General features: G+C 71.5%; 25 protein-coding genes. 24 read left to right on the forward strand and 1 reads right to left on the reverse strand.

Features of this window, described 5'->3' with window-relative positions; translation table 11 throughout:
* The first annotated feature begins 86 nt into the window (after window positions 1–86).
* Window positions 87–692: a hypothetical protein gene (locus ACPWUT_RS02160; protein WP_425840172.1), complete on the forward strand. Its 606-nt coding sequence runs from the start codon at window positions 87–89 to the stop codon at window positions 690–692.
* Between the two features lie 31 nt (window positions 693–723).
* Here the strand turns inward: ACPWUT_RS02160 and ACPWUT_RS02165 are convergent, their stop codons facing one another.
* On the reverse strand, window positions 724–1,386 hold the full coding sequence (locus ACPWUT_RS02165; RefSeq protein ID WP_425840175.1) for a hypothetical protein: 663 nt from the start codon (window positions 1,384–1,386) through the stop codon (window positions 724–726).
* 133 nt (window positions 1,387–1,519) lie between these two features.
* Between ACPWUT_RS02165 and ACPWUT_RS02170 the strand changes: the two genes are divergently transcribed.
* The 23 genes from ACPWUT_RS02170 to ACPWUT_RS02280 all read left to right on the forward strand — a co-directional run bounded on the left by ACPWUT_RS02170 (window position 1,520) and on the right by ACPWUT_RS02280 (window position 24,582).
* On the forward strand, window positions 1,520–2,422 hold the full coding sequence (locus ACPWUT_RS02170; RefSeq protein WP_284528790.1) for an ABC transporter: 903 nt from the start codon (window positions 1,520–1,522) through the stop codon (window positions 2,420–2,422).
* Between the two features lie 16 nt (window positions 2,423–2,438).
* Window positions 2,439–2,930 (forward strand): DUF6121 family protein, encoded by a 492-nt coding sequence (locus tag ACPWUT_RS02175; RefSeq protein ID WP_425840178.1) that lies wholly within the window; start codon window positions 2,439–2,441, stop codon window positions 2,928–2,930.
* A gap of 77 nt (window positions 2,931–3,007) precedes the next feature.
* Window positions 3,008–3,673 carry a spermidine/putrescine ABC transporter substrate-binding protein gene (locus ACPWUT_RS02180; protein ID WP_284528792.1) on the forward strand — a complete coding sequence of 222 codons (666 nt, stop codon included), beginning with the start codon at window positions 3,008–3,010 and terminating at the stop codon, window positions 3,671–3,673.
* A gap of 72 nt (window positions 3,674–3,745) precedes the next feature.
* Window positions 3,746–5,248, forward strand: coding sequence for an FHA domain-containing protein (locus ACPWUT_RS02185; RefSeq protein WP_425840180.1), 1,503 nt, complete (start codon window positions 3,746–3,748; stop codon window positions 5,246–5,248).
* Window positions 5,249–5,291: 43 nt separating this feature from the next.
* Window positions 5,292–6,350, forward strand: a complete 1,059-nt coding sequence (locus ACPWUT_RS02190; protein WP_425840183.1) for an RDD family protein — start codon at window positions 5,292–5,294, stop codon at window positions 6,348–6,350.
* Window positions 6,347–10,819 (forward strand): FtsK/SpoIIIE domain-containing protein, encoded by a 4,473-nt coding sequence (locus ACPWUT_RS02195; protein WP_284528795.1) that lies wholly within the window; start codon window positions 6,347–6,349, stop codon window positions 10,817–10,819. Before ACPWUT_RS02190 ends, ACPWUT_RS02195 begins: the two co-directional genes overlap by 4 nt.
* A gap of 100 nt (window positions 10,820–10,919) precedes the next feature.
* Entirely contained in the window at window positions 10,920–11,207 is a 288-nt protein-coding gene (locus ACPWUT_RS02200) for a WXG100 family type VII secretion target (RefSeq protein WP_194414517.1), read from the forward strand.
* A 174-nt stretch (window positions 11,208–11,381) separates the two neighbouring features.
* Window positions 11,382–11,669, forward strand: coding sequence for a WXG100 family type VII secretion target (locus ACPWUT_RS02205; RefSeq protein ID WP_144807092.1), 288 nt, complete (start codon window positions 11,382–11,384; stop codon window positions 11,667–11,669).
* Window positions 11,670–11,736: 67 nt separating this feature from the next.
* Window positions 11,737–12,033 (forward strand): hypothetical protein, encoded by a 297-nt coding sequence (locus tag ACPWUT_RS02210; protein WP_284528796.1) that lies wholly within the window; start codon window positions 11,737–11,739, stop codon window positions 12,031–12,033.
* Between the two features lie 12 nt (window positions 12,034–12,045).
* Window positions 12,046–13,401 (forward strand): hypothetical protein, encoded by a 1,356-nt coding sequence (locus ACPWUT_RS02215; protein WP_284528797.1) that lies wholly within the window; start codon window positions 12,046–12,048, stop codon window positions 13,399–13,401.
* Window positions 13,402–13,468: 67 nt separating this feature from the next.
* The gene (locus ACPWUT_RS02220; protein WP_425840190.1) at window positions 13,469–14,059 is read left to right on the forward strand and encodes a hypothetical protein; all 591 of its coding nucleotides are present in this window, start codon (window positions 13,469–13,471) and stop codon (window positions 14,057–14,059) included.
* A complete protein-coding gene (locus ACPWUT_RS02225) occupies window positions 14,056–14,922 on the forward strand; it encodes a hypothetical protein (protein WP_425840193.1) in 867 nt (288 codons plus the stop codon). Before ACPWUT_RS02220 ends, ACPWUT_RS02225 begins: the two co-directional genes overlap by 4 nt.
* On the forward strand, window positions 14,919–15,539 hold the full coding sequence (locus tag ACPWUT_RS02230) for a hypothetical protein (RefSeq protein WP_284528800.1): 621 nt from the start codon (window positions 14,919–14,921) through the stop codon (window positions 15,537–15,539). Before ACPWUT_RS02225 ends, ACPWUT_RS02230 begins: the two co-directional genes overlap by 4 nt.
* Before the next feature lie 121 nt (window positions 15,540–15,660).
* Entirely contained in the window at window positions 15,661–15,948 is a 288-nt protein-coding gene (locus tag ACPWUT_RS02235; protein ID WP_144807092.1) for a WXG100 family type VII secretion target, read from the forward strand.
* 119 nt (window positions 15,949–16,067) lie between these two features.
* Complete coding sequence (locus ACPWUT_RS02240) at window positions 16,068–16,355, forward strand: hypothetical protein (RefSeq protein ID WP_284530176.1); 288 nt, start codon at window positions 16,068–16,070, stop codon at window positions 16,353–16,355.
* On the forward strand, window positions 16,355–18,220 hold the full coding sequence (locus ACPWUT_RS02245) for a hypothetical protein (protein WP_425840197.1): 1,866 nt from the start codon (window positions 16,355–16,357) through the stop codon (window positions 18,218–18,220). Before ACPWUT_RS02240 ends, ACPWUT_RS02245 begins: the two co-directional genes overlap by 1 nt.
* A gap of 53 nt (window positions 18,221–18,273) precedes the next feature.
* Complete coding sequence (locus tag ACPWUT_RS02250) at window positions 18,274–18,762, forward strand: hypothetical protein (protein ID WP_284530179.1); 489 nt, start codon at window positions 18,274–18,276, stop codon at window positions 18,760–18,762.
* Window positions 18,759–19,418, forward strand: coding sequence for a hypothetical protein (locus tag ACPWUT_RS02255; protein ID WP_425840200.1), 660 nt, complete (start codon window positions 18,759–18,761; stop codon window positions 19,416–19,418). Before ACPWUT_RS02250 ends, ACPWUT_RS02255 begins: the two co-directional genes overlap by 4 nt.
* A 276-nt stretch (window positions 19,419–19,694) precedes the next feature.
* Entirely contained in the window at window positions 19,695–20,063 is a 369-nt protein-coding gene (gene rpsL / locus ACPWUT_RS02260) for a 30S ribosomal protein S12 (RefSeq protein ID WP_018187369.1), read from the forward strand.
* Between the two features lie 5 nt (window positions 20,064–20,068).
* Window positions 20,069–20,539: a 30S ribosomal protein S7 gene (gene rpsG, locus ACPWUT_RS02265; RefSeq protein WP_005050524.1), complete on the forward strand. Its 471-nt coding sequence runs from the start codon at window positions 20,069–20,071 to the stop codon at window positions 20,537–20,539.
* Between the two features lie 95 nt (window positions 20,540–20,634).
* Complete coding sequence (gene fusA / locus ACPWUT_RS02270; RefSeq protein ID WP_284530182.1) at window positions 20,635–22,749, forward strand: elongation factor G; 2,115 nt, start codon at window positions 20,635–20,637, stop codon at window positions 22,747–22,749.
* A gap of 215 nt (window positions 22,750–22,964) precedes the next feature.
* Window positions 22,965–24,158: an elongation factor Tu gene (gene tuf, locus ACPWUT_RS02275; RefSeq protein WP_284530183.1), complete on the forward strand. Its 1,194-nt coding sequence runs from the start codon at window positions 22,965–22,967 to the stop codon at window positions 24,156–24,158.
* A 208-nt stretch (window positions 24,159–24,366) separates the two neighbouring features.
* Window positions 24,367–24,582, forward strand: coding sequence for an Rv0909 family putative TA system antitoxin (locus tag ACPWUT_RS02280; RefSeq protein ID WP_284530184.1), 216 nt, complete (start codon window positions 24,367–24,369; stop codon window positions 24,580–24,582).
* Window positions 24,583–24,619 lie beyond the last annotated feature (37 nt).

A 24,619-nucleotide genomic window follows, 5' to 3' on the forward strand; every position in this document is an offset into this window, starting at 1 on the left:
GAGCACCGCTCACTGACGGAGTCACGGAAGCCCCGCAGGACGCATGTCCTGCGGGGCTTCCGCCGTTTCCGCCGTACCGTGGGGGCATGGCACGAGTCGGCGGCAGGAGCACGTCCCTGGCGTGGGTGGTGGGTCTCGCCTGCGTCGCGGTCGTGGGCGCTCTGGCGTGGATCGCGGCGCCCCTGCTGCCGGGCACGGTCCAGTTCGTCGGCGACCAGCTGAACCCGCCGACGTCGGTCCCCGCCGCCGGCGACGGGTACGAGGCGTCCTCCGGCGAGATGGGCGAGTGCCGCGACCTCTACGCCGACGCGCTGTGGACCGCGCTCGTGTGGACCCCCGACGCCGTGCTCACTCCGTCGACGGACGCCCCGGAGTCCTCTGCATCGGGGCTTCTCGATGCGCTATCGCCGCAGGTCCGGTTCACCTGCTCCTGGACCTCGGCCGAGGGTGCCATCTCGACGACGCTCGCCGACGTCCCCGCCGATGCCGGCGCGATCGCCCGCACGGCGCTGCCGGCACTGGGCTTCGCGTGCGACGCCGTCGACGATCGCACCCGCTGCATCCGCGAGGGCGAGGACGGCGCGCGGGAGACGATCGAGGCCGGGCGCGGGGTCTGGCTCTCGAGCGTGCAGGACGGCTGGCAGCCCGCCGGCTACGCGGAGCGGATCGCCGACCGGGTCTGGACCGACTGAGCCGCGTCCGGGCGTCCCGGGTGCCGGGACGTCAGGGCGTGGGCGTGGGGCGGATGCCGTCGCTCGGCCACATGGCCGCGATGATCGCGTTCGTGTAGCCGGTCGGCGCGAGGTTCGAGTACTGCGTGTCGACGATGATGCCGTCGCGGTAGTAGAGCGTCCGTCCCTGCGTGACGGGGAGGGTCTCGTGCTCCCACGTGCGCTCGCAGCGCACGCCCTCGTCGGGCTCGTAGCAGGTGTATCCCTCGTTGCCGAGTGCGAACAGTGCGTCGGTCGCCTCGCGGTACGGGGCGAACCCGATCACGGTGACCAGCCACGTGCCCGCTGCGCCGGGCTCGCCCCACGCGCACACGCGGCTGCTGTCGGGACGGATGCCGCCACCCATGCCGGGAGCGTTCAGCGGCACCCCCTCGAGCTCGGCCAGCACGCTGTCGGTGAGGATCGCGCGGCAGTCGTCCGGCAGCGGCGTCGTCGACGTGGAGGGTCCGAACGGGAAGTCGGCGAGCACCGGTCCCGTCGGCGTCGGCGTCGCCGACGCGCTCGGCGTCGGGGCCGCGCTGGGCGGCGGCGTCGGGGCGGGGGAGCCGGTGCACGCGGCCAGGAGGATCGACGCCGCGGCGGCGGCCGCCGCGATCGCGCCCGCCCGCGCGCGTCGGCGGGTGGCGGGGCGGGAGGCTGCGGTGTGCGGGAGCATTCGCACACGATACGCACACGGGGACCGTCGAGGGTGCAGACACGTCGGCACGCCTTCGCGCCGTCGCGGATGCCGCGGGTTACGCTCACAGTCGAGCGGTGGCACGCGCCTCCGCGTGAGGAGCACACCGCACATGAGCGATCCCCGTACCGGCGAGCCCGCAGAGCAGCCGACGCCCGCTGATGAGGCCACGCACGTGGACGACGTCGTCGGCCGTGCCAACGAGGGCCTCGCGGAGGCGGAGGCCGCCTCCCGCGACGCCGTGGCTCCCGAGGAGCTCGCCGCGGCGCACCACGACCTCTCCTACATCGAGGCGGCCGGCCCCGAGCCGGAGCCCGAGACCACCGTCGCCGCCGCGCCCGCCGACACCTCCGCCGACCGCACCGCGGTGATCACCCCGAGCGAGCCGGTCACCGAGCGTGCCGAGCCCGCCGTGGTGGCCGCGCCCGCCCCCGCCGAGCCGGCTCCGCAGCCGATCTTCGTGCAGGCTCCCGAGGCCCCCCGCCCCCGCGGCAACCGCGGCGCCGCCGGCGCGATCGGCCTGCTGGCCGCCCTCGTGTTCGCCCTGCTGTACCTCGCCGCCTCGCTCGGTCTGGGCGCCGCCGCCGGAGACGTCACCGCGGGCAACCTCGCTCAGCAGCTGACCGACGCCGTCACCTCGTGGTGGTTCTGGGTGCCGGTCGCCGTCTTCTTCCTGGGCTTCTGGGTGCTCGGCGCGATCATCAACCGCGGACGCTGGGGCCAGTGGGTCGTGCTGGGCCTGCTCGTCGGCGCCGTCTCGTACGGCGGACACCTGCTGGGCCAGCTGTTCGAGGCGCCGTTCTGGACGCTCACGGCGAGCCAGGGCTCCGCTCTCGTCGAGGACCAGCTGCTCGCGCCGCTGGCCATCGTCGCCTTCATCCTCGGTCGCGAGATCACGATCTGGTTCGGCGCCTGGGTGGCCGCGCGCGGTGCCCGGGTGACCGAGCTGAACAACGAGGCACAGCGCGAGTACGAGCGCACGCTCGAGGCGGGCCCGCAGCTGCACCGGCTGTGAGCGCACCGGCATCCCGATGACCTCCTCGCCGGGTCCGGCCGCGCCGGGTCCGGTGCGTCCGCTCGCCGCGCTCGCCTACGGCACCGCGGGATTCGTGGCGCTGGTGATCGCGGGCTTCGGGCTCACGAGCCTGGTGACCGACACCGAGGTGATCGCGGTGCCGGGGCTCGGTGCGCTTCCGGGGGCGGCCGGCGTCGTCGCGGCTACCGCGGCGTTCGTCGCGGTGACGTGGCTGATCGTCCGATCGGCGCGTCCCGCGTACGGAGCCACGGCCGCCGTGATCCCGGCCGTGCTCCTGGCGCACCTGGCCGGAGTGTGGCTCGGAGCGATCGTGGTGGGCACCGATCCTGCCCGTGCCGCGGCGGCCGCGGGTGGCTTCGCGATCAGTCCCTTCGCGGCGGTGCTGCTGGCATCCGCCTTCGTCTGCGCCTGGGCCGCGGTCGCACTCGTCCGCACCCGCGCCTCCCGCCCGCGCTGGCCCTGGGAGGGCGAGGACGAGGACGCCTGACCTCCGCCGGAGCCCCCGCCGCGCGCAGGCGACCGCAAATCCCGCGCGAGACGCCCCGACAGGGGACAATGGTGCGCGTGGAGCGGTCGATCGAGACCCAGGTCAGCCAGGCGGTGGACGCCTGGCTGAAGTGGCTGCCCCGGTGGGAGCCGGCCACGCACCGCGGCCGCGTGGCTCCGTGCCGGCGCTGCTTCGGCTCCCCGGTGCTGTCGGCGGCCGGTCTGGGCGCCGACGTGCCGCACGGCGTGCAGCACGGCCTGTCGACCCGGATCAAGACCATCGTCGATCACGCCGTGGCGGAGTACACGTCGCGGAACCTGCCGATGCTCCAGGCGGAGCTCGATCAGCAGGCGGCGCGCAATCGCGCCCGCAGCTACCGTCCGGCCGAGGGCCTCGACCCCGAGTTCGAGGGGCTTCCGCTCGATCCGGAGCCCGTCCCCGGCGCCCCGTTCCTCTTCACGATCTCCGGCCTCGCCGACGAGGAGAACGCCGACATCCCGGCCCTCCCGCCGCTGTCCGACGACGCGAAGGCGGCGCTCCGGCAGGAGGTCGGCCTCGCCGACGACTACGCCAACATGGTCGGCCGCGAGGTGTGCACGATCCTGCTCCATCACCGCCTGCGCATCCAGGCGGCCGTCGGGGAGTACGTCGAGCCGCAGATCGCGGCCATGCTGGACGAGCTCACCAAGTCGCTCGACGCGCCCTTCGACCCCGGAGCGGAGCCAGGGCTTCCCGAGCTCTGACGGTGCGGCAGCCGACGCACCGCCCCGAAATCCAGGCGTGGATCGCGCGGAGCGCCCCATAAGGTGGAGGGCATGAGCGACACGATCGACACTTCGCTGGCGCCCCTGGTGGGTCTGCTGGCCTTCGTCATCGGTATCGCCCTCTACGTGTGGATGTCGCTCGCGCTCTCCGCGATGTTCCGCAAGATGGGCGAGGAGGCCTGGAAGGGCTGGGTGCCGCTGCTCAATCAGGCCACGGTCCTGAAGTGGGGCGGGTTCTCGCCGCTGCTGATCCTCCTGCTGCTCGTGCCCATCGCCGGACCGGTCATCGTGCTGGTGCTGCTGGTGATCTCCGCTCACCGCATCAACCCCGGGTTCGGGTACGGCACCGGCATGACCGTGCTGTCCGCGCTCCTGTTCGTAGTGTGGGCGAGCATCCTGGGATTCGGTCCGGCCCCGTGGCGCGGAGCGCGCCCGTCGGTCGCCCCCGCCTCGGCTCCGCCGTCGTCCGCGGGCATGCCGCCGGCCCCGCCGCGCCCGCCGCTTCCGCCGACCAGCGCCGCGTACGCCGCCGCGGTCCCGGGCGCCGCTGCCGGATTCCCTCCCGTGCCGCCGGTGCCGACCTCCTTCCCCGCCGCGCCGCCCGCGCCCCCGGCCGCGTTCGCCGCCGCCGACCCGCTCGCCGCGCAGCCGGTCGTCCCGCCGGCCCCCGTGCCCGCCGGCTGGGCCCCGCCGCAGCCCGGCGCCGCCTCGCGGGGATCGGCCGACGACGCCGAGCCCGACGTGGCCGCCTGGCCGTCCGAGATCGACGACGTGTCCGCCGTCTCGCCGTCGCCCTTCCCGCCCAGCGCGGCCGCCACGGCCGGCCCCCGCCGGGCCTCGGCCCCCGAGGGGGCGCAGGTCACGCCGCCCGCCCCGGCCGACGAGGTCCCCGGGCTCATCTCCTTCGTCCCGGGCCGCCGCTCCGACGATGCGGAGCCGGTCACCCGGATGCCGGTGACGGCGCCCATCGAGACGCCGCTGCCCTCGCGGGCGGCCGCCCGCGCCGAGGCGGATGACGCCTTCCCCGAGCTCTCGGGCGAGGTCTCCGCCGTGGTGGGGTCGCCGATCGCGGGCACCCCGCTGTCGGCGCGATCGTCGGTGGCGGCCCAGCAGCGCGCGCAGCAGCACTCCGACCTCCCCGATGCCGCTCCTGCCTCCGCCGTCTTCGACGACGGCCTCCCCGACGAGGACGAGACCGACCAGACGGTGATGGTGAGGCGCAAGAAGATCACGTGGCAGCTGGTCCCGGCCAGCTCGTCGCCGGTGCCGCTCACGGCCGACGTCGTCGTGCTCGGGCGCCGGCCGGCCGCCGATCCGTCGTTCCCGCAGGCGCAGCTGATCGCGGTGCAGGACGACGCGCGCACAGTGTCCAAGACCCACGCCCGCCTGGAGCTGCGCGGCGAGAAGTGGCTCGTGACCGACCTCGGCTCGACCAACGGGGTGCTGGTGCGCACCCTCATGGGCGAGGAGGTCGAGGTCGAGCCCGGCACCGAGCTCGAGGCGGGGGAGCGGTTCTTCCTCGGCGACGAAGAGTTCCACCTCCAGCACGACTGAGACCCCTGGCGACGGACCGTCGCCCGCCCCCCGAGGAGCATCGATGACCGACGACGTCCGCGCGGACGCCGCCCCGACGATCACCGACCCCGGAGATCTCGGCGAGCGGCTCGGCATGGTCCCCGCAGCGCCCGGCGTGCGCACCTGGGCGTTCGTGATCGACCTGCTCGTGCTGGCGGTGCTGGCATCGCCGGCGCTCATCGGGTACATGATCGACACCCCCGTCGTGACGACCGTGCTGGTGATCGTGGGTGCGGCACTGCCGGTGGTCTTCGGCATCGTGCAGCTCCTCCTCCACGGCCGGCGCGGAGTGACCGTCGGCAAGGCGTCCATGCGGCTGCGCTCGGTCAGGGTCGACGACTTCACCCGGCCCGGATTCTGGCGCATCGTGCTGCGCGCCCTCGTGCTCGGCGTGTCGGGCATCGTCCCCGTCATCGGTCCCCTGGTCCTGCTCACCTCGAACCTGTGGGACCGTCGCGGCCGCAGCGTCCTCGACAAGGTCGCCGGCTGCTGGCTGCTCGACGTGCGCGCCGGCATCGATCCGTTCGATGCCTCGCAGCTGCGGCGCGCGCGCCGCGCGCTGGAGGCGCCGGACCGCGACATCTCCGAGCACCTCCCGTCGCTGGCGACCGTGGCGACGGGCGAGCGGCCGCGGCTCGAGGAGCGCCGCTCCCGCGCGGGCATCGTGGGGGTGTCGCGGCAGACCTGGAGCGAGCGCCCCGACGTCGCGCCGCCGCCGGTGGCCGAGGTCGCCGACCCGGCGGCGCCGTTCCTCGTCTTCGAGGACGGCTCGACGGTGATCGTGCCCTCGTACGGACTGATCGGGCGGATGCCGGAGGCGCCGGCCGGCCGGGCCGCCGACGTCCTGCTGACCCTCGAGGACCCCCAGCTCCTCCTGTCGAAGACGCACCTGGCGTTCGGCGTCGAGGAGGGCACCGTGTGGCTGCTCGACCAGGGGTCGAGCAACGGCACCGCGGTCGTCGGCGCCGACGGGTCCGACTCGCCACTGCCGGCGGGCACCCGCGTGGCGGTCGCCCACGGCACCGTCGTCCGTGTCGGCGGCCGGATGTTCCAGGTGCGTTATGGAGGACTCGGCGCATGAAGATCAAGCTCGCCCTGCGTCGCGAGGCCGCCCCGCCGGTCGACGTCATCGTCACGGCCGACGCCACGGCCACCGTCGAGGACGTCGCCCGCTCGCTCGTGGACCCCGCGCGCCTGTCGCCGTCGGTCACCCCGACGCTGCTGGTCGCCCCGCCCGCCGGCGAGCCGGTGCAGCTCGATCCGACGGCTCTGCTCGGCGACGCGCCCGTCGGCTCGGGCTTCGACGCGTCGGTGGTGCCGGCAACGGTCGAGGCGTACGCCTCCGGCGGCGAGACCGCCGCGGTCCTGCAGATCCTCAACGGCCCCGAGGCCGGCCGGGTGGTGCCGCTGACGCGGGGGACCACGATCATCGGCCGCACCGAGCCGGCCCACGTCGTGCTGTCCGACCCGCAGGTCTCCAAGCGCCACGCGCGCATCGAGATCGACCAGGAGATCGAGGTCATCGACCTGAACTCCGCGAACGGCCTCCTCGTGGACGGCGGGCTCGTCCAGCGCGTGCGCGTGCTCCCGGGCCAGGTCATCACGATCGGCTCGACCGACGTCACGTTCGTCAAGACCGAGTCGGCGCCGGGTGTCGACGACGACCGGGTGCTCGAGCGGGGCGGCACGCTGCTGTTCAACCGCTCGCCGCGCGTCGAGAAGCGCTACCCCGGCAAGGAGCACCGGCACCCGGTGATCCCCGCCGAGGCCGATCCGCGCATCTTCCCGTGGCCGATGATCGCCGCGCCCGTGCTGCTCGGATTCGCGATGTTCGGCTTCACCGGGCGCTCCTCGTCGCTGCTCATCATCGTCATGGCGCCGCTGATGATGCTCGGCAACTTCATCGGTCAGCGCACGCAGCAGGGCAAGAAGCTGCGTCAGGAGATCGAGACCTTCGAGCGTCAGCTGGACGAGCTGGAAGACGCGATGGCGGCGGAGGAGATCGTCGAGCGCGAGCGCCGGCGCGAGGAGGCCCCGCCGACCGCGACGATCTACGAACAGGCGATGCGCCTCGGTCCGCTGATGTGGACGCGGCGCCCCGAGCACTGGAACTTCCTCTCGCTGAGACTGGGATCGGGCACGGCGGCCAGCCGCAACACGATCAAGGAGGTCAACGACCAGCGCGGCATCGCGCAGTACGCCGACCAGGTGACCGCCGTCGGCCAGCGCTTCGCGCGCATCGACGACGTGCCCCTGATCGAGCTGCTGCCCTCCGCCGGCGCGATCGGCCTCGCGGGCCCCCGGCAGCCGGTGGGCGATGTGCTGCGGGGCCTCAGCGTGCAGCTGTTCGGGCTCCACGCGCCCAACGAGGTCATCACGGCGGCGATCGTCGATCCCGCCTGGACGCCGGACGTCGAGTGGATGAAGTGGCTCCCGCACACGACGAGCCCGCAGTCGCCGTTCGCCGAGATCGCGCTGGCGGACAGCCAGTCCGCGGGCACGGTCCTGCTGAACGCGCTCGAGGAGGCCATCCTCGAGCGGCTGTCGGGATCGCCCTCGCATCGCGGTCCGCTGGCGACGGCGGACATGTCGATGGAGGCGGGCAAGCACGTCGGCGAGCGGCCCGGACAGGCCTCGAAGACGGCGGGTGACGTCGCGCTCGTCCTCATCGTCACCAATGACGCGCCCGTCGATCGTGCGCGCCTGACCCAGCTGATCGAGCGAGGCCCGGACGCCGGGGTGTACACGATCTTCGTCGCCCCCACCGTCGAGTCCCTCCCGGCCGCCTGCCGGACCTACCTCGACGTCACCGGCGGCCTCGACGACGCGTCGGTCGGCTGGGTGCGCGCGGGGGAGCGGATCGACGACGTCCGGGTCGAGGGCGTCTCGCGGGAGTACGCGGAGCACTTCGCCAAGCGCCTGGCCCCGGTGGTCGATTCCAGCTCCGTCGCGCCCGACTCGTCCGACCTGCCGCAGAGCGTCTCGCTGCTGCGCCTGGTGGGCACCGACCGCGCCGCCGAGACCTCGGCGGTCCTGGAGCGGTGGCGGCAGAACGCGTCGATCGTGGACCGCTCGCGCACCCCGCGGCCGCGGCTCAAGCGCGCCGGCACGCTGAAGGCCTACATCGGCCAGGGGAGTCCCGACGCGATGTCGCTCGACCTGCGCACCCAGGGCCCGCACGCCCTCGTGGGCGGGACCACCGGCTCGGGCAAGAGCGAGTTCCTCCAGGCGTGGGTGCTCGGCATGGCCGCCGAGTACAGCCCCGACCGGGTGACGTTCCTGTTCGTCGACTACAAGGGCGGGTCGGCCTTCGCCGACTGCGTCGAGCTGCCGCACTGCGTGGGCCTCGTGACCGACCTCAGCCCTCACCTCGTGCGCCGGGCGCTCACGAGCCTGCGCGCCGAGCTGCACCACCGGGAGCATCTCTTCAACCGCAAGAAGGCGAAGGACCTCCTCGAGCTCGAGAAGCGGCAGGACCCCGACACCCCGCCCGCCCTCGTCCTCGTGATCGACGAGTTCGCGGCGCTGGCCACGGAGGTGCCCGAGTTCGTGGACGGCGTCGTCGACATCGCCCAGCGCGGCCGGTCGCTCGGGATCCACCTGATCATGGCCACCCAGCGCCCCGCCGGCGTCATCAAGGACAACCTGCGCGCGAACACGAACCTGCGGGTCGCGCTGCGGATGGCCGACGCCGCGGACTCCAACGACGTCGTCGGCGATGTCGTCGCGTCCACGTTCGACCCCTCGATCCCCGGTCGCGGCATCGCCAAGACCGGTCCCGGCCGCCTCGTCCCGTTCCAGTCGGCCTATGCCGGCGGCTGGACCACCGACGAGCCCGACCGCGCGCAGGTGCGCGTGGCGGAGCTGCGGTTCGGCTCGGTCACCCTCTGGGAGCGCGAGGAGGACCGTCAGGAGTCCGACACCCACGACGAGGACCTCGGCCCGAACGATCAGAAGCGGCTCGTGGCGAACCTCGTGGCGGCCACGCGCGAGGCGGGTCTTCCTGCCCCTCGCCGCCCGTGGCTCGACGACCTCGCGACGACGATCGACCTCCGCGAGCTCCCCCTCGAGGGCGACGGCCGCATCCCGCTCGGCCTCGCCGACATCCCCCAGCGCCAGCTGCAGGAGGCGGTCTCCTTCCTGCCCGACACCGACGGGCACCTGCTGGTGTACGGCACGAGCGGCGCGGGCAAGTCCGTGGCCCTGCGCTCGATCGGCATCGCCGCCGGCGCACGCCCCGAGGCCGGTCGCGCGGCGGTGTACGGCATCGACTTCGGCACCGGCGCGCTGCGCTCGCTCGAGGTGATGCCCCACGTCGGCTCCGTCGTCTCCGGCGACGACGTCGAGCGGGTCCAGCGACTGCTCCGCACCCTCCGCAGCATGCTCGACGACCGTGCCAAGCGCTTCTCCGAGGCCGGCGCGGCCACCCTCAGCGAGTACCGCACGATCACGGGGGACCGCGACGAGCCGCGCATCCTCCTGCTGCTGGACGGCTTCGGCGTCTTCAAGCAGGACTGGGAGACGGTCTCGGCGCGGGCGCCCTTCTACGCGATCTTCATGCGGATCCTCGGCGAAGGCCGGCCCCTGGGCATCCACGTCGTCGCGACCGCCGACCGCTACGGCGCCGTGCCCACGGCCGTCAGCGCCAACGTGACGAAGCGCATCGTGCTGCGCATGTCGGACGAAGGCGCGTACGCGATCCTCGGGGTTCCCAAGGACGTGCTCAGCGAGCGGAGCGTGCCCGGCCGTGCCATCGTCGACGGGCTCGAGACCCAGATCGCCGTGATCGGGGGCACGACCAACGTCGCCGAGCAGAACGCCGCGAGCGCGGAGTTCGCCCGGGATCTGCGCGCCCGCGGCGCCGTCGAGGCGCGCAACATCGGGTCGCTTCCCACCGAGCTCGAGCCGTCGTCGCTGCCCGACCGCATCGACGACATGCCGGTGCTGGGTGTGGGCGACGACACGCTCGGGCCCAAGGGCTTCGAGCCGGTCGGCACATTCGTCGTCGCCGGCCCGCCGCAGTCCGGGAAGACCACGGCGCTGCGTGCGATCGTCGGCGCCGTGGAGAGGTTCGATCCCCAGGTCGAGCTGTTCCACATCGGCGGGCGCCGCGCGGCGCTGCGCGACCTGCGGCCGTGGCGCCGCGCGGCGACGGGCATCGAGGACGTCCGAGCACTGGCGAAGGAGCTCAAGGACGTCGTGGCCGACGAGTCCATTCCGACGCGGATCCTCATCGTCGTCGAGAACGTGACCGAGTTCGGCGACACCGATGCCGAGCGGCCGCTGAAGGAGCTGTTCCAGGCGATCAACCGCAGCGATCACTTCCTGATCGCCGACGGCGACGTCACGCAGCTCTCCAGCGGCTACGGCCTCATCGGCGAGCTCAAGGCGGGACGCCACGGCATCGCGCTGCGCCCCGAGAGCTACGACGGCGAGTCGCTCTTCAAGGTCCCCTTCCCGAAGGTGCAGCGCCACGAGTTCCCGCCGGGCCGCGGTCTGTTCGTCGAGAACGGCCGCTTCGTGACCGTGCAGCTGCCGCTGGCGGACTGAGCGGCGCGGACATCGGGGAGTTCTCCCCATCGTCCCGGCGGCCGTCGTTTCGTAGTCTGAGAGCGCCGGAGAGACCGGCGGAGATTTCCGAGGAGGAACCATGGCTGATTTCAAGGCTTCGTACGGTGAGATGGAAGCGATGTCGGGCAAGCTCGACTCGGGTCGTGAGGAGATCGGCGACGTCCTGCGTCGGCTGAAGAGCGATGTGGACCGTCTGCTGGGCGATGACTTCAAGACGCAGCACGCGTCGGGGAAGTTCGGTGAGGGCTACAACGAGCTGACGACCGGTCTGGAGAAGGCGATCGAGGGCATCAGCGACATGGGCGAGTCGCTCCGCAAGATGCAGCAGGCGATCAAGGACACCGACCAGGCGCTCGCCGGCAACTGACGGCGCGACGTGGAGGACGCTCGGCGGGGGACCGCCGGGCGTTCTTTCGCATCTGCGGCGCGCGGCGCGACGCGGCACGGGGATCGGGGAGTTCTCCCCATTGGCCGATGGGGGTGGCTTTCGTAGCCTGGTCAGTGCCGGGAGGTCCGGTGTTTCTGAGAGGGAGATGGATCGATGGCTGATTTCAAGGCTTCGTACGGTGAGATGGAAGCGATGTCGGGCAAGCTCGACTCGGGTCGTGAGGAGATCGGCGACATCCTGCGCCGGCTGAAGAGCGATGTGGACCGTCTGCTGGGCGATGACTTCAAGACGCAGCACGCGTCGGGGAAGTTCGGTGAGGGCTACAACGAGCTGACGACCGGTCTGGAGAAGGCGATCGAGGGCATCAGCGACATGGGCGAGTCGCTCCGCAAGATGCAGCAGGCCATCAAGGACACCGACCAGGCACTCGCCGGCAACTGATCGACCGATTCGCGTGCCCGGCGGCCGAGGTCGCCGGGCACGGACGAGCGCGTGAGGGGAGAGCGCCATGGCGGGTGACGGGATCGACGTCGACCTCGACGATCTGAAGCTGATGACCGAACGGCTCGGACGCTTCGTGAGGGAGTTCGAGGAGCTCGGCGGGGCGACCGACGACGTGGAGGACGCGGTGGGCCGTCCGACGGGCGACGGCCGCCTGCGGAGCCGGGTCGGCGACTTCGAGTCGGGCTGGAACGGCAATCGCGAGGTCGTCCAGGAGTCGCTCGACAACGTGCACACCCACCTGTCGGACTTCATCGCCGACATCGAAGAGCTCGACCGCAACCTGGCCAGCGACGAAGGCTGACGGAGGATCGCCATGACGTTCGGACACCTGACCTCCCCGACCCGGCACTTCGTGCTGCAGACCATCGAGGGCACGCCCGGGACGATCTCCGCGGCCGGCCACCGCTACACGCGCATCGGCACGCAGATGGAGTGGACGGCCGACGAGCTCGACAAGCTCGCCGCGAGCACCAAGTACACCGCCGAGGGACTCGACGCCATCCGCGAGTCGGCCGGCGAGCTCGCGGGCGAGCTGCACAAGGTGGCCTCGCGCTACAGCGGCACCGGTCCGGTGCTCGTCACCTACGCGACGGCCCTGCGAAAGGCTCAGCGCACGACCGTCGACCCGCTCGTGCAGCCGATCCGCGACGCGCACCAGGCCGCGCAGGAGGCCGCGGACGAGCTCCGCCGCGCGCAGAACGCCTCCGACGACCTCGACCACACCTGGCCGTGGGAGGACGAGCCGACCGAGGCGGACCGGCAGGCCGCGGCCTCGGGCGTCTCGACCGCCCGGACCGCCGCCCGCACCGCCGACGGGGCGCTGGAGGACCTCTGGGAGTCCTTCGAGACCGGCTACGACGAGTGGGAGAAGGCCTATGAGGCGGCTGTCACCGGCGTCGAGAACGCGTGCGAGGCCTCGGGCATCGACGACACCTGGTGGGAGGATCTGCTCGACGGCCTGGCCACGGTCGCGACCGTCATCGGCACGATCGCCGTCATCGCCGCGATCATCATCTCCGGCCCGATCGCCGGCGTCCTGCTGGCCATCGCGGCGATCGCCAGCTTCGTCGCCCTCGCGGCCCACCTGACGATGATGATCGCCGGCTCGAAGCGGGTCAGCATGACCGACATCGTCTTCGACCTCATCGGGGTCGTGCCCTTCCTCGGCGCCTTCGGCAAGGCGCTCAAGGGCGGCCAGGGCGTGCTGGGGTCGCTCCGGGCGGCCGCCGGCCTCGGGGGCGCGACCCGCGGAACGCTCAGCGCCGGACGCAACGCGGTCGCCTACGACCTGCGGAGCATCGCGGGCGCCGGCGGGCGCTACGGCGGTCGTGCCGCCCGGGAGGCGCGCGCCGCCGGCATCGCCGACGACTTCTTCCGCGGGATCCAGAACAGCTGGGGACGGAACGCGTGGAACGCCATCCGGCAGGGTGGCACCCAGCTCGACGGCCAGGCGGCCACGATGGCCGAGCGCCTGGCCTCGGCGTGGCCCGGGGGCCGCGCGGGCAACGCGACGCGCAACTGGCTGGCCGGCGTGGACGGTCCCGGCGCGCTGATGCAGGGGACCAATGTGTGGAACCTCGGCTACGGCGGGTACCAGTCCCTCCAGGGCGCCGGAGTGCCCCTCCCGGACCTGCCCGACGTCGTCCCGAACCCCTTCGCCGGTCGATAGGCTGACCGGCGATCCCCCAACTGCCCGACCGCCCACCGGCGTCGCCGTGCCGCGACAGGATGGAAGCATGCCCGGAACCCCGATGAGCGTCGCCTACGACGCCGACCGCTGGATCCACATCCCGCTCGACTACGCCGGCACGCCCTGGGCCGACGCCGGGGAGTGGTCGGGGTGGCTCGCCGATGAGGCGACGCGCGGACGTCCCGACGCGGAGGCGCTGCGCGAGGCCGTCGCCGCCGAGGCCCTGGCGATCGCGCTCTTCCCCGCGGCGCACGTCTCGCTCCGCTTCTGGCACTACCCGTCCGACGGTGCGCCCACCGGGTTCGTCGACCTGTTCGTGCAGGCCCGTGACGACGACGGAGCCGAGCCCGCCGACCTCCTGCCCGACCCCGGCTTCACGGTCGTGCCGCCCGTGGTCGAACCCGTCGCCGCGGCGGCGATGCCGACGGCCGTGCGGCGCCTGAGCATCCAGGCGACCCTGCCCGCGCCGGACGCGGAGCCGGTGCTCGTCCCGAAGGCGGAATGGATCGGCGCCGCCGGCGGCTGGGTCGTCTACGCCGTCTCGACCGACTTCGACGTGAACCAGCTCGAGAGCCGTCTCGCCGACGGCGATGCGCTCTTCGCCGCGGTCGATCCTGCCGAGCTGGCCATCCGATGAGCGCGCCGCCGGGGAGGGTGCTCGACCGCATCGACGCCCTCGTCGAGGACGCCGACTACCGCGACGCCGAGTCGGCCGTCGAGGACGCGTGGCGGGTGGCGGTGCTCGCATCGACGCCGGGTGCGGCGCGGGACCGGGAGGCAGCCCGGGCGGCAGCTGTGCGCGCCGCCAACGCGCGGCGGCAGCCCGATGCGCCGGTGGTGCGGTCCGCCACCACGGTACATCGGGTGCTCCTGGTCGTCGCCTTCCTGCTCGGCGCCGCGGCCGTGGCCGTCATCGCCATCTCGCCGCGCACGGGCGGCGCCGCCTTCACGCTCCAGGAGGGCGCGCTGCTGGCGGGGGTGCTGGCGGTGCTGTCGGCCGGCCTTTTCGTCTGGCTCGAGCCGGTGCGGGCGAACGGGTCGCTGTGGGGAGGTCACCTCCCGGCGCGCATCCACCTCTTCTTCGGTCTCCTCTGGCTGCTGTTCGCGGCATCCGTCGTCATCCTGCGCTGGGACGAGGTGGACCGCCATCAGCCCTTCCCGGTCATCGCGGGCCTCCTGCTGTTCGTCGTCGCCGGGGCCACCGCGCTCGTCCTCTGGCGGCGGGCGCGGCGCGCCGACCGCAGCGGCCCGCCGTCCGGCCCTGGCCGCCTCACGCGCGACCTCCTCGACGAGGCGGACGCCCCCGACGTGCTGGCGGCCCTCGACGCCTGGTGGGCGGCCGCCGGCCCGGCGGCCCTGACGGCCGACCGCGGGGGACTGGAGCAGGCCCGCGCGGCCGTCCTCGCCAAGCTCCGCACCACGCGCTACATCACCGAGCGCGAGGAGCGCGCCGCGCTTCGCAGGACCGCGCCCCCGGAGTGGAAGGAACGTCGACGATGAACTCGCTGCGCGAGGAGCTGGCTGGTGCTCCCGTCACGACCGCCACGCCGTACACGCTCCTATGCCCGCCCGGGTGGCGGCGCCTGCCCGCCGCCGCTCTCGCCGACGACGCCCTGACCGCGCCGGCGCTGGCGCAGCTGAAGGCCGCCGGGCGACCCGACCTCATCATCTCGTTCCGCGGCATGCTCGCCCGCTACCGCGCCGCCGTGCGCGAGTCGGGCGCGTTCCAGGCCTACCTCGCGCCGCTGGCCGACGGCATCCCGCTGCCCGCGGTCATGCTCGTCTCGCCCTTCGTGCTCCCCGGGACCACGACGTGGGAGATGTCCCTCCCGCGCATCGCGCGCGGCGCGGCCGTGGCCGACGCCGACTTCACCGAGACGCCCATGTGGGTGTGGCGCAGTGCGGAGCGCACCGGCGACGACGGCGCCGTCATGGTGGGGCGGTCCTCGCATTACCTCGTGCCGACCGCGGAGGAGGGATCGCGCCGCGCGCTCCACTTCCACTTCACAGCGCTCGCCGCCGACGACCCGCAGGCGCACGCTCTGGTGGAGACGCTCGTGGAGATCGGCGACCTCATCATGGGCACCATGCGGTGGGTCGAGACGCCGCCGCAGTGAGGTGAGCGCGTCCTCGCCCACCGCCGCGGATCGGGGAGTTCTCCCCATTGGCCGATGGGGGTGGCTTTCGTAGCCTGGTCAGTGCCGGGAGGTCCGGTGTTTCTGAGAGGGAGATGGATCGATGGCTGATTTCAAGGCTTCGTACGGTGAGATGGAAGCGATGTCGGGCAAGCTCGACTCGGGTCGTGAGGAGATCGGCGACATCCTGCGTCGGCTGAAGAGCGATGTGGACCGTCTGCTGGGCGATGACTTCAAGACGCAGCACGCGTCGGGGAAGTTCGGTGAGGGCTACAACGAGCTGACGACCGGTCTGGAGAAGGCGATCGAGGGCATCAGCGACATGGGCGAGTCGCTCCGCAAGATGCAGCAGGCCATCAAGGACACCGACCAGGCACTCGCCGGCAACTGACGGCTTCCGGTCGCGGCGGTCGTGCCCCTGCGCTCCGCGGGGCGCGGGCCGCCGCGACCGCCGTCCGCGCCGCACATCCCGCGGCGCTCTCTCGTTCCGACTCCCCTGCGAGGCATCCGATGACCGACATGGTGAAGCTCGACCTCGGCGAGATCGCCGGTACGGCCGGTCGCGCCCAGAGCATCCGGCGCACCTTCGAGTCGTCCGACGACTCGTCGCGGCAGGCCGCCGACGCCTGCGGTCACGCCGACCTCGCCGAGACCGTCCGGCGCTTCGCCAGCACCTGGGACGACCGCCGCCGCGGCATGGCCGAGGCGCTCGGCACCCTGGCCGGTGTGCTGAGCGACATCCACGACGCGTTCGAGCAGGTCGACCGCGACCTCGGATCCTCGATCGGGAGCCGCTGATGGATCCGCTCGACGGCGACCCGGTGGTCCTCCGCAGCACGGGGCAGCGCTATCGCGAGACCGCGACCGCCATCCGCGTCGCCGTCGCGACCCTCCAGGACATCGCCCGCCCGGGCGCCATGGTCAGCGTCGCCATCGATCGGGTGCGCACCGACGCCGCCCACCTGGCCGACGAGGTGCACGCCGCCGAGAGCCGCTACGGCGAGACCGGCGAAGCGCTCCTGGACTACGCCACCGCCCTGGCCGACGCCCAGGAGCGGGCCGTGCGGGCGATCGCCGATCACGACGCCGCGACCGCGGACCTGGGCGCCGCCCAGCGCCGCGAGCGCACGCTGCGCGCCGAGCGCACCACCCTCCTCGCCTCCGACGGGGAGGGGGCCGGCGACCTGACGAGCCTGGACCGCCTGCTGCGGTCGGCCGGAGGAGACGCGGCCGACGCCGACGCCGCCGCGGCAGCCGCGCGCCGGCGCTACGACGACGCCGTCGCCGATCGCGATCGCGCCGCCCGCGCCGCCATCGGCCGCATCCACGACGTCGTCGAGGGGAGCGACCTCAACGACTCGTTCTGGGACGACGTCGGCGGCGTGTTCCACGACCTCGTCGACTTCCTCGCCGATGCCCTCGAGGCGATCGTCGACGCGATCGTCGCCGTGCTGAACGCGATCGCGACCCTCATCGTCGCGGTGCTCGCGGTGATCGCGGCGATCGTGCTGCTGGGGCTCGCGATCCTCGCGGTGCTGGTGCTCGCACTCGTCGCGTTCGCCGTGCTCGTGCTCCTCGTGGCCGCCGCGCTCGTCGTCCTGATGGTCGCCGCCCTCGTCGTGCTCGGACTCGTCGTCGCCGCTCTCGTCCTGCTCGCGATCGTCGTCGCCCGCGTGCTCATCGGACTGTTCGTCTTCGTCACGGGCTTCGCCTGGCTGTTCGCGGTCAACCTGCTGCGGGGCATGGACCCCGTCCAGGCGCTGGTGCAGGCGGCGATCCCGGCGCTGCTGACGGCTTTCCCCGAGCTGTGGGCCGTCATCGCCCTCGCCTCGCTGCAGGAGACCGGAACGCCCGACTTCGTCGACGCCGAGAGTCACCGCCGCCGCCGCCACGAGTCGCTGGACACCCTCTTCAACGACCTCATCGCCATCGACGACGCCGGCCACCTCGACCCCGACGACGACGCGACCAACCACGAGTCCGTCGTCCGCATCATTCCCTTCGTGGGACCCGACGGCGAGATCATCTACCGGGTCCACATCCCGTCTACCCAGCAGTGGACCCCGGGCGGCACGAGCGGCAACGACGTGACGAGCGATGTCGTGGCGAAGATGAACCAGGCCCAGCAGACGCAGCTCGAGAAGATGGTCATCGACGCCATGCAGCGCGCCGGCATCCAGCCGGGCGACCACGTCATGCTCGCCGGCTGGAGCCTCGGGGGCATCACCGCCGGGAACCTCGCCGCCGACCCGGCGTTCAACAGCACCTATCAGGTGGATGCGATCGTCGTGGCCGGCTCCTCCGTCGACGATCTCGACATCCCGCACACGACCCGCGTGCTCGACGTCTCGCACACGACCGACCCCGTGCCGCGCACCGAGAACCCGTATCTGCCCGATCACTCCGACGATCCGAACCGCTACAAGATCGACGTGCCCGTCGATCCGTCGGACGACCTCGGTCACAACGCGAAGAAGTACCAGGAGACGGTCAACTCGCAGGTGACCGCCGGCGGCAGCCAGGCGGGCCGCGATTTCCTGGCCGACGACCCCGACGCGCCCGGCGGCGTCCAGGTGTCCGACTACTTCGGGACGCCCGCCAAGCACGACGAGGACGGCAACCCCATCGGCTCGACCGACTACGCCTACACGCGAGGCGACTGAGGATGCGCCCGGCAGTTGGCAGGATGGGAGCAGGCATCAGGAAGGCGGACGGCATGCGCAGGCGGATCATCGTGACGGCGCTCGCGCTCACGTGCGGGATGCTGCTGGCCGCCTGCACGGGGCCGACGGCCGCACCGTCGCCCGACGGCACGCCGAATGCGGGACCCGGAGAGGGAGCTGACATGGACAAGCAGGCTGTGGCCGCGGCGATCGAGGAGATCCCGGGGGTCGAGGAGGCCGCCGTCGGCGCGTTCAACACCGGCACCCCCGACTCCTATGGAGCGCTCGTGCAGATCACCGTGGACGAGGACGGCCTGGCCGCCGTCGGCGACGTGATCGATGCGAGCGTCCGGATCGTCGCGGCGGACCCGGGGGACTACCGGACGTACGACTTCGAGCTGTCGGCACCCGACGAGACGGGGGAGCTCATCATCGACACCCTCTCCCTGTACCGCGACCGCATCCCCTTCGCGGAAGGCTCGTATCTCGGGTCGAACCTGTCGCTCACGGCCGACGAGCTGGCCGCCGTCGCCGCACGATGAGCGCGGCGTCCCCCGCGCTCCGCCTCGTGCTGCCCGGCACCTGGCAGGAGCTTCCGCTCGGCGACGACGCGTCGATCACCGACGCCGTCGCGGCACTCGTGCGAGCGCACTACGGCCGCCGCGACGATCAGGCGACCTTCCGGGCGCGGCAGCGCGATCGCCTCGCCGAGGCGGCACGGCGCGCCCGCGACGCCGGCGCGACGCAGTACCACCTGTCGCTCGCGGCTCCCGGCGGGCTCGCGTTCGCCTCCTCCGTCGCCGAGTACCGCCCCGGCCTTCCGCTCGGCGCCGTCGACGATCCGGCGGCCGTCGCCGACGAGCTGGTGCGGGTGCTGTCACCGGGGGAGGCCGGCGCGCACTGGGACCGCTTCGCCGCGGCCGGCGGCGCGGCGTTCGAGAAGGGCGACGGCCTGGTGCTGCGCACCGAGCGCCGGCTCGATCCCCCCGCCGACGACCGCGATGCGCCGGTCGCGATCGCCGACTACTGGCTGACCGTGCCGGGCAGCGCCGCGGTCGTCCTCCTCAGCTTCACCACGGCACTGGCCGCACTCGCGCCGCTGCTGACCGAGCTGTTCGACGCGGTCGTCGGCGCCGCCGAGTGGTCGCCGGGCGGCGGTTCGCCCACCGGTTCGCTGAGGGCGGAGCTCATCGGCTGACGAGGGGCCTCTCGCGTTTGCCCGCCTTCGTCATACGGCGTATCATTGATCGGGTGTGCGCTCTTGCGCGCCCTGCGTCGTGCTTCGGTGCGGACGGGGCCGGGGTCGCACATTCCGGGATCGGCCTGCGAACAGGTCGCCCCCACGGCATATCCACCACGCAAACGCCCGGCGCTCTCGCGCTTGGCCGGTGGATCTGTGGTGAAACCACGAACGCTGTCACCGTGCAGCACCTGTGCGGTCCGAGAAGGCCGCACAGCCCAACAAGGAGAGAACGTGCCAACCATTCAGCAGTTGGTTCGCAAGGGTCGCTCGCCGAAGGTCACCAAGACCAAGGCGCCCGCCCTGAAGGCGAACCCGCAGCAGGCGGGTGTCTGCACCCGCGTGTACACGACCACGCCCAAGAAGCCGAACTCGGCCATGCGCAAGGTCGCCCGTGTCAAGCTCCGCAACGGCACCGAGGTCACCGCCTACATCCCCGGCGAGGGCCACAACCTGCAGGAGCACTCGCTGGTGCTCGTCCGCGGCGGTCGTGTGAAGGACCTCCCCGGCGTGCGCTACAAGATCGTCCGCGGCGCCCTGGACACCCAGGCCGTCAAGAACCGCAAGCAGGCCCGTAGTCGCTACGGCGCCAAGAAGGGCTGAGTCAGATGCCTCGCAAGGGACCCGCACCCCGCCGCGTCGTCGTCAACGACCCGGTCTACGGTGCTCCGATCGTCACCCAGCTGGTGAACAAGATCCTCGTCGACGGCAAGAAGTCGCTCGCCGAGTCGATCGTCTACAACGCCCTCAAGGGCGTCGAGGCCAAGAACGGCCAGGACGCCGTCGCGACGCTCAAGAAGGCGCTCGACAACGTCCGTCCCACCCTCGAGGTCAAGAGCCGCCGCGTCGGCGGCTCGACCTACCAGGTGCCCGTCGAGGTCAAGCCGCACCGCGCGAACACGCTCGCGCTGCGCTGGCTCGTCAGCTACGCGAAGGGCCGTCGTGAGAAGACGATGACCGAGCGCCTGCAGAACGAGATCCTCGACGCCTCGAACGGCCTGGGTGCCGCGGTCAAGCGCCGTGAGGACACCCACAAGATGGCCGAGTCGAACCGGGCCTTCGCGCACTACCGCTGGTAACCCGTCGACAGGCTCGGGGAGCGTCGCATCCGCCGCTCCCCGGGCCCGTCCTGGGCTGCTCGCCCGAATCCACTCCACCAAGTAAGGAAAACCCCGTGGCACAAGAAGTGCTCACCGACCTGAACAAGGTCCGCAACATCGGCATCATGGCGCACATCGATGCCGGCAAGACGACGACGACCGAGCGCATCCTGTTCTACACGGGCGTCAACCACAAGCTCGGCGAGACGCACGACGGCGCCTCGACCACCGACTGGATGGAGCAGGAGAAGGAGCGCGGCATCACGATCACGTCGGCCGCCGTGACCTGCTTCTGGAACAAGAACCAGATCAACATCATCGACACGCCCGGCCACGTCGACTTCACGGTCGAGGTCGAGCGCTCGCTCCGCGTGCTCGACGGCGCGGTCGCCGTCTTCGACGGCAAGGAGGGCGTCGAGCCCCAGTCCGAGACCGTCTGGCGTCAGGCCGACAAGTACGACGTCCCGCGCATCTGCTTCGTCAACAAGATGGACAAGCTCGGCGCCGACTTCTACTTCACCGTCGACACGATCGTCAGCCGCCTGGGCGCCAAGCCGCTCGTGCTCCAGCTGCCGATCGGCGCCGAGAACGACTTCGTCGGCGTCATCGACCTCGTCGAGATGCGCGCACTGGTGTGGCCCGGCGATGCCAAGGGTGACGTGACCATGGGCGCCAAGTACGAGATCCAGGAGATCCCGGCCGACCTCGCCGACCGCGCTGCCGAGTACCGCGAGAAGCTGCTCGAGACGGTCGCCGAGAGCGACGAGGCGCTGCTGGAGAAGTACTTCGGCGGCGAGGAGCTCACGATCGCCGAGATCAAGGGCGCCATCCGCAAGCTCACCGTCGCCGGCGAGCTCTACCCGGTGCTCTGCGGCTCCGCGTTCAAGAACCGCGGCGTCCAGCCGATGCTCGACGCGGTCGTGGACTTCCTCCCCTCGCCCCTGGACGTGCCCGCCATCGAGGCGCACGACCCCAAGGACGAGGAGAAGGTCATCGAGCGTCACCCCGACGCCAACGACCCGTTCGCCGCGCTGGCCTTCAAGGTCGCCGTGCACCCGTTCTTCGGTCGCCTGACCTACATCCGCGTCTACTCGGGTCACCTCGACTCGGGCGCGCAGGTCATCAACTCGACCAAGGGCAAGAAGGAGCGCATCGGGAAGATCTTCCAGATGCACGCCAACAAGGAGAACCCGGTCGACTCGGTCACCGCGGGCAACATCTACGCCGTGATCGGCCTCAAGGACACCACCACCGGTGACACCCTGGCCGACCCCGACCAGCCCGTCGTCCTCGAGTCGATGACGTTCCCCGAGCCCGTCATCGAGGTCGCCATCGAGCCGAAGACCAAGGCCGACCAGGAGAAGCTGGGTCTGGCGATCCAGAAGCTCGCCGAAGAGGACCCGACCTTCCGCACCGAGCTCAACCCCGAGACCGGTCAGACGGTCATCAAGGGCATGGGCGAGCTGCACCTCGACATCCTCGTGGACCGCATGAAGCGCGAGTTCCGCGTCGAGGCCAACGTCGGCAAGCCCCAGGTGGCCTACCGCGAGACCATCCGCAAGGCGGTCGAGCGTCACGACTACACCCACAAGAAGCAGACCGGTGGTTCGGGTCAGTTCGCGAAGATCCAGTTCGCGCTCGAGCCCCTCGAGGTCACGGCCGACAAGACGTACGAGTTCGAGAACAAGGTCACCGGTGGCCGCATCCCGCGCGAGTACATCGAGCCGACCAACCAGGGCTTCCAGGACGCGATGAACGTGGGCGTGCTCGCGGGCTACCCGATGGTGGGCGTCAAGGCGATCCTGCTCGACGGCGCGTCGCACGACGTCGACTCCTCGGAGATGGCGTTCAAGATCGCCGGCTCCATGGGCTTCAAGGAGGCTGTCCGCAAGGCCAACCCCGCGATCCTCGAGCCGCTCATGAGCGTCGAGGTCCGCACGCCCGAGGAGTACATGGGCGACGTCATCGGCGACCTCAACAGCCGCCGCGGTCAGATCCAGTCGATGGAGGACGCGGCCGGCGTGAAGGTCGTCCGTGCCCTCGTCCCGCTGTCCGAGATGTTCGGCTACATCGGCGACCTGCGCTCGAAGACCTCGGGCCGCGCCGTGTACTCGATGGAGTTCGACTCCTACGCCGAGGTCCCCAAGGCCGTGGCCGACGAGATCGTCCAGAAGACCAAGGGCGAGTAACCCTTTCCCTGCTCGGATGCCGGGGCCTCGGCTCTTCGGTGAGGCGAGAGCCCCGGCATCCACCCAGCCGGTCGTCGAGCGAGGGCCCGAGGCCCGAGACGAGACGGCACCCAAACTGAATACAGAACCGTCAACTACACTGACAACATCCCCGTAGAACGCCGGTCGCAATCCAGCGCCCGGAGATCTACAACGACCGTCCTGAGGAGGACCCAGTGGCTAAGGCCAAGTTCGAGCGGACCAAGCCGCACGTGAACATCGGAACGATCGGTCACGTCGACCACGGCAAGACGACGCTCACCGCGGCGATCTCGAAGGTGCTCGCCGACAAGTTCCCGTCCGCGACCAACGTCCAGCGCGACTTCGCGTCGATCGACTCGGCTCCCGAGGAGCGTCAGCGCGGCATCACGATCAACATCTCGCACGTCGAGTACGAGACCCCGAAGCGTCACTACGCGCACGTCGACGCGCCCGGTCACGCCGACTACATCAAGAACATGATCACCGGTGCCGCTCAGATGGACGGCGCGATCCTCGTGGTCGCCGCCACCGACGGCCCAATGGCTCAGACGCGTGAGCACGTGCTGCTCGCCAAGCAGGTCGGCGTCCCCTACCTGCTCGTCGCGCTGAACAAGTCGGACATGGTCGACGACGAGGAGATCCTGGAGCTCGTCGAGCTCGAGGTCCGCGAGCTGCTCTCGTCGCAGGACTTCGACGGCGACAACGCTCCCGTCGTGCGCGTCTCGGGCCTCAAGGCTCTCGAGGGCGACGAGAAGTGGACCCAGTCGATCCTCGACCTCATGGAGGCCGTCGACGAGTCCATCCCCGACCCGGTGCGTGACAAGGACAAGCCGTTCCTCATGCCCGTCGAGGACGTCTTCACCATCACCGGCCGTGGCACGGTCGTCACCGGTCGCGCCGAGCGCGGCACCCTGGCGATCAACTCGGAGATCGAGATCGTGGGTCTGCGCCCGACGCAGAAGACGATCGTCACCGGTATCGAGATGTTCCACAAGCAGCTCGACGAGGCCTGGGCCGGCGAGAACTGCGGTCTGCTCCTGCGCGGCACCAAGCGTGACGACGTCGAGCGCGGCCAGGTCATCGTGAAGCCGGGCTCGGTCACGCCGCACACCAACTTCGAGGGCACGGCGTACATCCTGTCCAAGGAGGAGGGTGGCCGTCACAACCCCTTCTACACGAACTACCGTCCGCAGTTCTACTTCCGCACCACCGACGTCACCGGTGTCATCTCGCTGCCCGAGGGCACCGAGATGGTCATGCCCGGCGACACCACCGACATGACGGTCGAGCTGATCCAGCCGATCGCCATGGAGGAGGGCCTCGGCTTCGCGATCCGTGAGGGTGGCCGCACCGTCGGCGCCGGCACGGTCACGAAGATCGTGAAGTAAGTCTCTTCAGACACCATCGAGAGGGTCGGATCCGAGAGGATCCGGCCCTTTCGGCATTCCCGGAGGCTCCCGCGGCCGGCGCACCGGCAGGATGCGAGGGCAACCCGGGCCCTGGGGCGGAACCCCCTGGACCCGGCGGCGACGAGCGGTCATGATGAGTGCGGGCGGCGGCAGTGGCCGCGGCTCACGTCGACCGGGAGGAGAACATATGGGCATCGAGGATCTCGTGAACCAGGGCAAGGATTTCCTGGAGAAGAACAAGGACAAGATCGAGGAGACGCTCAAGTCGGATCAGGCCGAGGATGTCAGCGACAACGTCCTGGACGCCGCCGCGGACTTCGTCAAGAAGGTCGCTCCCGACTCCATCGACGACAAGGTCGACGACGTGCGTAGCACCATCGACTCGAAGATCGGCAACGAGTAGTCGCCTCACCGACCGAGGGGCGGATGCCACGGCATCC

Origin of the sequence: Microbacterium sp. PA5 (assembly GCF_049860775.1) — a bacterium.
In the GTDB taxonomy this organism is placed as follows: Bacteria; Actinomycetota; Actinomycetes; order Actinomycetales; family Microbacteriaceae; genus Microbacterium.